A 7,617-nucleotide genomic window follows, 5' to 3' on the forward strand; every position below is an offset into this window, starting at 1 on the left:
CCGAAAGACTGCAGGGAACGCAGTCTTTCGCCACAAACCTGCCGGCCCGATTTCATTAAGATTTCACACGGGCGCCTTATGTGAGGAAGAGGACCATAGACACCGCACCGCGCCCCCTGACGGTCTCCCGGGATACGTCCGTACGGAGCGGCCATCTGGCGGGGCACCCAGGTTTTCGGACAGGCCCCTCCGCCCAGGCAGCCCTTGCGTCCGACCGCTCCTGCTTTAACACTAGCGATGTTGCCTCTGCTAAAATGAGATGCTAGTTATGAAACAGATAGAACATGGCACCTGGCATGCACCAGTCTAGGGGAGGGGAGGCCGGATCGCAGGGGAAGGCGCCGGGGAACCCTGCAGAAACGGGGGACAAACGCTTGAGGCCGGGCCTTAGGACGGGTTACGCAGATGGCAGGAGAACCTCGCAGGGCCTGGAACACTGTCCGAGCCGTCCTTTGGCGAGTTTGTTCCGGGCCCTGCCAATAAGAGGTTCTCCTGCCATCGGAGTTACCCGTCCTTAGGTCCGGCCGAAGCGATTTGTCCCCCGTTTCTGCGGGGCTCCCCGGCGCCTTCCCCTGCGATCCGGCCTCCCCTCCCCGGTCCCCCCCTTTTGCAAACCCCCAATCTATGCTATACTATACAAAAAACAGGAACCCGACGTCAGCAAAGTGAAAAGTGAGGATTACAGTTGGATATTGATCGGTTTTCGGAGATGTTGAATGAGATCGCCGGTGAGATGCCGAAGGAATTTTTTGAGGAATTGAATGGCGGTATTGTGCTCAAAGAGGAGCGCAAGCTGCATCCCCAGAGCAGGAATGAGGAGCTGTGTATTTTGGGGGAGTATCACAGGGATAAGTATCTGGGGAGGTTTATTACGATTTATTATGGGTCTTTTATGCAGATCTATGGATATATGTCGGAGGAGGCGCTCCGGCGGAGGGTGCGTAAGACGGTGCTGCATGAGTTCAGGCATCACCTGGAGTCACTGGCCGGGGAAAAGGATCTGGAGATCGAGGACGCGGTTCAGATCGCCCGGTATAAGGAGAGGGGGAATGGGCAGTGACTGCGGAGAGGAATTTCCGGCAGGAGCGGCTGGTTTCTATATTAAGGGAACTGGATGAGAAGCAGAGCGTGAGGATTTCGAATCTGGCCAGGAGCCTGCATGTGTCGGAAGTGACGGTCCGGCAGGATCTGACTCTGCTGGAAGGGGAAGGACTGGTCAGGAGAGTGCATGGGGGAGCGGTTAAGGCCGGGGACAGTATTTACCGGAAGGATACCCGGGAGACGGTGTACCGGGACGCTGCGGCTAAGATTGCCATTGCGGGAAGGGCTTACCGGGAGCTGCGGGCCCATGATACGGTTTTGATCGATGATTCTTCTACCTGCCTGTATCTGGTACAGCTGATTAAGGAAAAAGAAGGACTGCCGCTGACGGTGGTTACGAATTCTGTGATCGCGGCGGGGGAATTGATGAATCTGGGGCATGTGAGACTGTTTATGATCGGCGGGGAGGTGTTCGGGAATCTGGCTGCTACCGCCGGTGAGACAGGAGAGCGGGAGGTTTTGGAGTATCACGCGGATGTCTTGTTTATGGGAGCCAACGGGGTGGATGTGGAGGCGGGGGTTACCGTGATCGGTTATCCCCAGATGATGATAAAAAAGGCCATGCGCAGGTGCGCGGACCGGACGGTTCTGCTGGCGGACGGCGGGAAGTTCGGAGAGAAATACCTGTCACAGGTGTGCGCGCTTTCTATGGTGGATCTGGTTATTACGGATGGCGGGGCGGACCGGGCGTACTGCAGCCGTATGCGGGAACTGGTACCGGTGATTATTTCCTGAAACCGAAAGGAATCCTTGGATTTCTTTCGGTTTCTTTTTATTTGGGGGAAATAGAGGCGGTCCCGGTATTGTGGAGGGATACCGGAGGATGCTATGATTTGAATAGGAAAAGGAAAAGTATATAACGGTTTCAGATAGAAAGGGGAATCATTATGGATAAAAAATGGCTGCCGGAGGGCCTGTCACGGGCAGAACGGACGGAGTTCCTTAATGGAAGGATGCGCGCAGTGAAGCCTGCCATCTGCGTGGAGCGGGCCAGGCTGGTTACGGAAAGTTACCGGCAGACAGAAGGGGAGCCCTACATTCTGCGGCGGGCAAAGGCGCTTCGATACCTGCTGGAGAAGATGACCATATTTATCGATCAGGAGGAACTGATCGTGGGAAACCACGCATCGAAGCCCAGGTGTGCCCCCGTATTTCCCGAGTATGGCATGTTTGACAGAAAGGAACTGGATTTGATGCCGGTGCGCAAGGTGGATACCCTGCAGATTTCAGAGGAGGATAAGGAGTATCTGCTGAATGAGATTTTTCCTTATTGGAAAACCATCAATACGGGGGAGCGCTCCCGGCATTATTTTGATCCCCGGATTCTGGAGGTGCTGGATTCCCCGTACCGGGTATTCAATCCCTTGAGCCGGACCCGCAGCGGGCACGGTCATTATCTCCCGGATGTGCGCAAGATCGTGCGCTATGGGTTCTGCCAGGTGGAAACGCAGATCCGGCAGTATCTGGAGCAGATGGATTACTGTGATCCGGAGTATGCACAGAAAATGCAGTTTTATCAGGCGGCCCTTCTATGTATCGAAGGAGTTAAGAGCTTTCAGATGCGCTACTGCGCTCTGGCTTCGCAGATGGCAGAACAGGAGAAGGATGAAAGACGCAGAAGAGAGCTTCAACTGATTGCAGAAGTATGCAGCCAGGTTCCGTATTATCCGGCCAGGAATTATCATGAGGCAGTACAGTCCTATTGGTTTGTTATGCTGATCGATTATTGCCACCAGAATGGTTCGTCGATCTCAGGGGGCCGGATCGACCAGCTTTTCCGGCCTTACTATGAGCGGGAGATACAGGCGGGTACCCTGATGAGGGAGGAAGCCAGGGAGATTCTGGAGGCCCTCTGGGTGAAGCACAGCGACGTGATCAAGGCGGGGACGTATTCCAGCGTGCGCAATAACGGAGGGTTCTCCACCGCGTGCAATGTGGTTGTGGGCGGCCTGGATGAAAAAGGGGAGGACGCGGTCTGCGATTTTACTTATGTGTGCCTGGACGCGGAAGAGTCGGTGTTCAACTCGGAGCCCAATACCAGTATCCGGGTTTCATCAAAGAATCCGGACGCATATGTGATGCGGGTGATTGAGATTCTGGTAAAAAAGGAAGGCGGGAAGATGCCGTTTTTCAATGATGACCTGATTATCGAAGCGCTGGAAAAAGACGGACTGACCCATGAAGAAGCTCTGGATTACGCGATCGTGGGATGTGTGGAGCCCACCGGTTACGGCAATACCATGGGCAGCACCAATGCGGGTTTTTTCAACATTGCGAAATGTTTTGAATTGGCGCTGTTTGACGGGGTATGCCAGATGTCAGGTGTGCAGATGGGCCCGCAAACCGGAAATTTCGTAGATTTTGCCACCTTTGATGAACTGTTGGACGCCTTTCGGACACAGCTTGATTATTTCGTATCCATGCTGGTATGCTCCCTGAACTGCACGGAGAAATTAATCGGTGATTACGGCCCTCATATTTTCAGTTCCCTGCTGCTGGACGGGTGCCTGGAAAATGGAAAGGACTGTACAAGAGGCGGGGCTAAGTATAATTATATAGGCGTGCAGGGGGTGGGGATCGCTGATGTGGGAGATTCCCTCACCGCCATAAAGAAGCTGGTGTATGAGGAGAAGCGGATTGACCGCCATACGCTGGCGGAAGCGCTCCGGAACGATTTCCGGGATCAGGAGGTCCTGCGGCAGATTCTTCTCAACCGGGCGCCGAAGTATGGAAATGACATAGATGAGGCGGATGCCATGACCGCCTATGTGGGCAAGCTGTACTGCGACAGCGTGAACACGAAAGCAACAGTGAGGGGCGGACGGTTCCGTGCCGGCCTGTTCTGCCTTTCCTCCAACACGCCGCTGGGCCGGCAGGTATGCGCGCTGCCAAGCGGCAGGCTGTCGGGTACGCCGCTGGGAGACGGAGGAATCTCCCCGAAACACGGTATGGATACCCACGGTCCTACAGCCGCGGCCAGATCCGTGGCGAAGGTTTTGCACACCCTGGCTTTAAATGGAGTCAATTACAATATGAAATTTCTCCCGTCGGTGTTGAAAACGGAGGAAGACCGCCAGAAACTGGTTGATCTCATCCGCACTTATTTTGATCTGGGGGGGATGCACATTCAATTTAATATTCTGACCCGGGAAAAACTGCTGGACGCTCAGGTTCATCCGGACCGGCACAGAAGTCTGGTCGTTCGGGTTGCCGGATACAGCGCGTTCTTCGTGGAGCTGGATAAAGACATTCAGGATGAAATCATCAGCAGAACCGTACACGGCGGATGTTAGGAGGAGCGATGGAAGAGATCAGAGGAAATGTGTTTGATATACAAAGATACAGTATCCACGATGGAGACGGCATCCGCACCGTAATCTTTCTGAAGGGATGTCCGCTGCGCTGCCGCTGGTGTTCCAATCCGGAATCCCAGAGCAGTCAGCCGCAGCTTTTCTACTCCCAGTCCCGGTGTATCCGGTGTCTCTCCTGCGTCAGCGCCTCGGCTGACGGTGAGATTACGGCATCTGATCAAGGACCGGTGATCCATTGGCAGAAATGCGGGGGGAAGCAAGCGATAGAATTAGCCGGAGTCTGCCCCGCGGACGCGCTGATGGTCAAAGGGCAGAGGATGACGGCGGAGGAAGTCATGCAAGTGATCCGAAGGGACCGTATGTTCTACGATAGAAGCGGAGGCGGAGTGACTCTGTCCGGCGGAGAGCCGTTGATGCAGCCGGATTTTGCAAGACATCTGCTGAAAGCCTGCCGTGAGGAGGGCATCCGCACCGCCGTCGAGACCACCGGCTATGTGCCCTGGGATCATATTTCCCGTATCCTCCCATACACAGACCTGTTCCTTTATGATTTTAAAAGCCCGGACCCGGAAATCCACCGCAGCTGGACCGGTGCGGATAATAAAAGGATTCTGCAGAACTTAAAACAGCTCAAAACAGCCGGCGCCAGTATTCATGTCCGTGTCCCGGTCATCCCAGGCATGAATGATCAGGCAGAAACCATAGGGAAAATGGCGGCTATACTGGATCAGCTGGGGATTTCTGCCAGAAGTCTGCTGCCGTTTCACCAGTACGGCAGCGGAAAATACCGTTCCTGCGGTATCCCTTATACCATGGAAGCGGTACAGCAGCTGCCGGATGAGCGTATGAAGGAGCTGGACCTCATATTTAAAAACACCTCAGTTTAGAAAAATATCAGGGTTTGTTCATAGAACTTTTACAATTGTCAGTAGTTTTACAATTGTAAAAGTTCTGTTTTTATGATATTATATAGAAACGATGACAGTGAAAGTAGCGCCGTGCACACAAGAAAGGAAGAGACGTATGGGAGAGAATCCGATACAGGTCCGTTCCAGAAACAGTTTGCTGAAGGCTCTCATTTCTTTAATGGAAGAAAAACCATTCGACAAGATCTCTATATCGGATATTGCAGTTCGAGCAGAATTATCCCGTCAGACTTTTTATACGAATTTTGACACGAAAGAAGAAATTCTGGAGCATTTTCTCCGGGAGATCTTTGATCAATGTTCCCGGCAAATGAAGTTTGACAGCTCGAGGCTGATGGAGTTCCTTCATGACTATTTTGGTTTTTGGGAGACTTACGCATCGTTTTTGAGGCTGCTGCTGGAGAATAATCTGAGTTATCTGTTTTTGCGGCAGAGCCGGGCCTATTATCAGAAGGTGATCGTCCGGCCCAGGAGTATAGATTCAGATGGGAGGATTATTCCCTATATCCAGTCCTATGCGGCGGGAGTGACCTATGAGCTATTGATTACGTGGATTCGGAATAAAAGAGATCTGAATCTGAATGAGATTTCTGAAGTTGCCTATGGGCTGCTGACCGGCGGCTTTATCAGAGGCGACTTTAAGATAAATAATTCTACGAGAGGTGATAGGAATGGGTGATTACAAAATGGAACAGTATAACTCGGAGTTTGCCAAGCTGGCGGATGTATGCAGGGAAAATGGCAAGATAGACAGCGAATTGTATACGAAGTATAACGTGAAAAGAGGGCTTCGCGATATCAACGGCGAAGGCGTGGTAGCGGGCCTGACCAGGATCTCCACGATCAAATCCAAAGAGCTTGTCAACGGGGAGATGGTTCCCTGCGAAGGTGTCCTGCGCTACCGGGGGATCGATGTGACCCAGATGTGCAAAGGATTTATCGAGCAGAAGCGTCTGGGATATGAGGAGACGGCGTACCTGCTTATCTTCGGCAAGCTGCCGGATGAGGCGGAGCTTAAGGGCTTCCGGAATCTCCTGGCTGAGAGCAGAACGCTGCCGAAGAATTTCGTCAGGGATGTTATTATGAAGGCATCCAGCGCGGATATGATGATTACATTGTCCAAGAGCATCCTGACATTGGCCTCCTATGATGACAATACGGATGATTTAAGCCTGCCCAACGTGTTAAAGCAGTGTATCAAACTGATCAGTGTGTTCCCGATGCTGGCGATCTATGGTTATCACGCCTATGGCTATTACGACTGCAATAACAGCTTCTATATTCACAATCCGTCTCCGGAACTGTCTACAGCGGAGAATATATTGAAAATGCTCCGCCCGGATCAGAAATACAGTGCGCTGGAAGCCATGGTGCTGGATCTGGCGCTGATCCTGCATATGGAGCATGGCGGCGGGAATAACTCCAGTTTCACAACCCATGTGGTTACCTCCTCCGGCTCTGATACCTATTCGGTAATCGCTGCCGCTTTAGGCTCCCTGAAAGGACCGAAACACGGCGGTGCCAATATCAAGGTAGTGCGGATGTTCGATGATATGGAGAACCAGGTAAAGGATCTGACCGATCAGGATGAGGTCGCCGCTTATTTAAGGAAGCTTCTGCACAAGGAGGCCTTTGACAAGGCAGGCCTGATCTATGGTATGGGACACGCGGTGTACTCCATGTCCGATCCCCGTGCGCAGCTGCTTAAGAGCTTTGTGGAAAAACTGGCAAAAGAAAAAGGCAGGGAAGAAGAATACCAGCTGTATAAGATGGTAGAGGGAATGGCGCCTCAGATCATCGCGGAGGAACGCCATATTTACAAGGGCGTCAGTGCCAATGTGGACTTCTACAGCGGCTTCATATACAGTATGCTGGATATCCCGGTGGAACTCTTTACCCCCATGTTCGCCATCGCCAGAATCGTAGGCTGGAGCGCCCACCGTATGGAGGAGCTGATCAATCAGGACAAGATTATCCGTCCCGGCTACAAGAGCGTGATCCCTCCCACCGACTACATAGAAATGTCAAAACGGCTATAATGAAAATATACAGCCCCGAACACCGCGGTGTAAGAACCCGCAGGTGTCCGGGGCTTTTTTTGTGGGAGGGGACTGGCATCTTTCGGCAGTAAAGCCAAATCGCATAGCAACTGCGTGGAGAAAGGGGCCTGTCCCCATAGGCGCGAACTTAAGCAAAAAGTCTAGGAAAAATAAAATAAAAAATAAATTCACCCTGCCTCCTCATTTTGTTGTAAAATAGTTTTGCGAAACAAATACATA

The 7,617-nt window shown here is 52.4% G+C and carries 6 protein-coding genes; all 6 read left to right on the plus strand.

From position 1 onward, the window contains the following. Positions 1 to 685 precede the first annotated feature (685 nt). The 6 genes from ABC831_RS26140 (at position 686) to ABC831_RS26165 (ending at position 7,377) form a co-directional block, all read left to right on the plus strand. Complete coding sequence (locus tag ABC831_RS26140) at positions 686 to 1,060, plus strand: metallopeptidase family protein (protein ID WP_343251016.1); 375 nt, start codon at positions 686 to 688, stop codon at positions 1,058 to 1,060. Continuing rightward, the gene (locus ABC831_RS26145; RefSeq protein ID WP_343251017.1) at positions 1,057 to 1,836 is read left to right on the plus strand and encodes a DeoR/GlpR family DNA-binding transcription regulator; all 780 of its coding nucleotides are present in this window, start codon (positions 1,057 to 1,059) and stop codon (positions 1,834 to 1,836) included. The genes ABC831_RS26140 and ABC831_RS26145 overlap by 4 nt, the downstream gene beginning before the upstream one ends. A gap of 152 nt (positions 1,837 to 1,988) precedes the next feature. After that, positions 1,989 to 4,394 (plus strand): glycyl radical protein, encoded by a 2,406-nt coding sequence (locus tag ABC831_RS26150; RefSeq protein ID WP_343251018.1) that lies wholly within the window; start codon positions 1,989 to 1,991, stop codon positions 4,392 to 4,394. Between the two features lie 8 nt (positions 4,395 to 4,402). After that, positions 4,403 to 5,299 carry a glycyl-radical enzyme activating protein gene (locus tag ABC831_RS26155; RefSeq protein ID WP_343251019.1) on the plus strand — a complete coding sequence of 299 codons (897 nt, stop codon included), beginning with the start codon at positions 4,403 to 4,405 and terminating at the stop codon, positions 5,297 to 5,299. A gap of 136 nt (positions 5,300 to 5,435) precedes the next feature. After that, complete coding sequence (locus ABC831_RS26160) at positions 5,436 to 6,017, plus strand: TetR/AcrR family transcriptional regulator (RefSeq protein ID WP_343251020.1); 582 nt, start codon at positions 5,436 to 5,438, stop codon at positions 6,015 to 6,017. Further along, positions 6,010 to 7,377, plus strand: a complete 1,368-nt coding sequence (locus ABC831_RS26165) for a citrate/2-methylcitrate synthase (RefSeq protein ID WP_343251021.1) — start codon at positions 6,010 to 6,012, stop codon at positions 7,375 to 7,377. The genes ABC831_RS26160 and ABC831_RS26165 overlap by 8 nt, the downstream gene beginning before the upstream one ends. Positions 7,378 to 7,617 lie beyond the last annotated feature (240 nt).

Origin of the sequence: Diplocloster hominis (assembly GCF_032380655.1) — a bacterium.
Classification (GTDB): domain Bacteria; phylum Bacillota; class Clostridia; order Lachnospirales; family Lachnospiraceae; genus Diplocloster; species Diplocloster hominis.